Below are 2,175 nucleotides of genomic sequence, written 5' to 3'. Positions count from 1 at the left end.
CGCCTCCAGCTCCCCATACGTCAACAACACATCACCATGCACCACCGCCACCGCACCCGGCGACCGCACAGCCTGCTCCTCAATCCACTCATGCAGACACTTCTCCGGATACGCGACCCCCGTCGCATTCCACCCCGACACCAAAACATCCCGCTCATCATCGGAAAGGAACTCCGCCTCCCTCACCCGCACACCAGGATCGGCGACCACACACTCCAACAACCGACGGAAATGACCGACAAACGCCTCGATCAGCTCCACCGAAAACAAATCCGTCGCGAACTCCACCCGCCCCGACAACACACCATCTTCGTCGGAGATCTCCAGGGTCAGGTCGTACATGGACGTGGTCCACGGGACATGCTGTTCTTCGGCTTCGAGCCCGAAGAACTCCCAGGAATTGCGGGGCGTCCTCAGCTGGAACATGGTTTGGAACAGGGGGGTTCGGCTGAGGTCGCGTTCAGGCTGAAGTTCCTCCACGAGGCGCTCGAAGGGCAGATCCTGATGCTCGTACGCGTCCAGAGCATGCTCCCGCACCTGCGCCACCAGATCCGCGAACGACGGATTCCCCGACAGATCCGAACGCAACACCAACGTGTTCACGAAGAAACCGATCAGCTTCTCCGTCTCCGCATGATGACGATTCGCGATCGGCACGCCCACCGCGATGTCGGCCTGCCCGCTGTATCGCGACAGCAGCACCTGATACGCCGCCAACAACGTCATGAACAAACTCGCCCGAGACTCCTGCGCCACACGCATCAACCCCGTATACAACCCAGGACCCAAATCGAAATAGACCGTCCGCCCCAACCCCGAACGCACCGCAGGACGCGGCCGATCCAACGGCAACTCCACCGGCTCCAACCCCGCCAACCGCCCCCGCCAATACGCCAAATCAGCATCGAGGCGCTCACCGCTGAGCCATTCCCGCTGCCATACAGCGAAGTCGCCGTACTGCACGCAGAGTTCGGGCAGAGGCGATGGGGTGTTCGTGCGGTGCGCGGTGTACAGGGCGGCGAGCTCATCCACGAGCACGTCGCGCGACCAGCCGTCGGCGGCGACGTGGTGGATGGTCAGCGAGAACGTGTGCTCGTGCGGCGTGACGCGGATGAGGCGTCCGCGGATCGGCAGGTCCATGGCAAGGTCGAAGGTAGCCCTGCCGTCGTCCGCGGTGATTTGTTCGGTCTGCCGCCGGGCCTCGGCCTGGGGTGACGCGGACAGATCCGTCCACTTCAGGGCGGGCACGTCCTCGGGGTCGCGAATGGTCTGTACGGGTGTGCCGTCGGCACCGGTGAGGGTGGTCCGTAGCGCTTCGTGGCGCCGGATCACGTCCTGAAACGCGCGCTCGAGAGCCGGGCGGTCGAGGTCGCCGGTGAGCCGGACGGCGAGAGCGATCTGATACTCCTCGCGCGACTCCTCCAGCTGGTCCAAGAACCAGAAGCGCTGCTGGGCGAACGACAAGGGCAGCGGCCGGCTCCGGTCAGCGGGCTGTAGCGGGGGCAGCTCGGAGCGTCGGGTGCGGTCCTCGTTCTGCATCGGCTTTTTCGGCTCTTTCGCCTGTTGCGGCTTTGCCGCAGCGAGTTCGGTGTCCGCCGGGCCGAAGTTGTCGGCCAGCCACTGCGCCGCGAGGACGGCGACAACAGGGCCGAGCACGCGGATCGTCGACGCCTCGAAGACCGACCGGAGTGGGACGTCGAACCCAAACGCCGCCTTCGCCCGTGAGACGAACTGCGTCGCCAGCAACGAGTGCCCGCCCAGCTCGAAGAAGTCGTCGTCGATGCCGACCCGGGAGACCTTGAGCAGCTCGGCCCACAGTGCGGCGAGTGTCTCTTCGGCGGGCGTCCTGGGAGCGACGTACTCGGCCGTGGCGACATCCGCGGGGTCGGCCTCCGGCAGCGCCCTGAAGTCGGTCTTCCCGTTCGCGGTCAGCGGGAGGGCCTCGAGCCATACGAAAGCGCTGGGAATCATGTAGCCCGGAAGGCTCTCGGCCAGATGCTCACGCAGCGATCGCGGGGCGCATCGCCTGCCGTCGGCGCATGTGTAGTAGGCCGTGAGGCGGGTCTCGTGGGCCGTGTCCTGGTGGGCGGTGACGAGGGTTTGTTGTACAGAGGGGTGGGCGGCGAGTGTGGCTTCAATCTCACCGAGTTCGATACGGAATCCGCGCACCTTGAC

At 65.4% G+C, this 2,175-nt stretch carries 1 protein-coding gene; it reads right to left on the bottom strand.

Annotated elements, in window-relative coordinates; translation table 11 throughout:
• Positions 1 to 2,175 (bottom strand): condensation domain-containing protein (locus tag FHS42_RS39325; RefSeq protein ID WP_246495894.1); only part of this gene is annotated, 2,175 nt, incomplete at both ends.

It is taken from the genome of Streptomyces zagrosensis (assembly GCF_014203645.1).
GTDB classification, from domain to species: domain Bacteria; phylum Actinomycetota; class Actinomycetes; order Streptomycetales; family Streptomycetaceae; genus Streptomyces; species Streptomyces zagrosensis.
The sequence above is the reverse complement of the archived record's forward strand: the minus strand, read 5'-3'. Positions and strand labels throughout refer to the sequence as shown.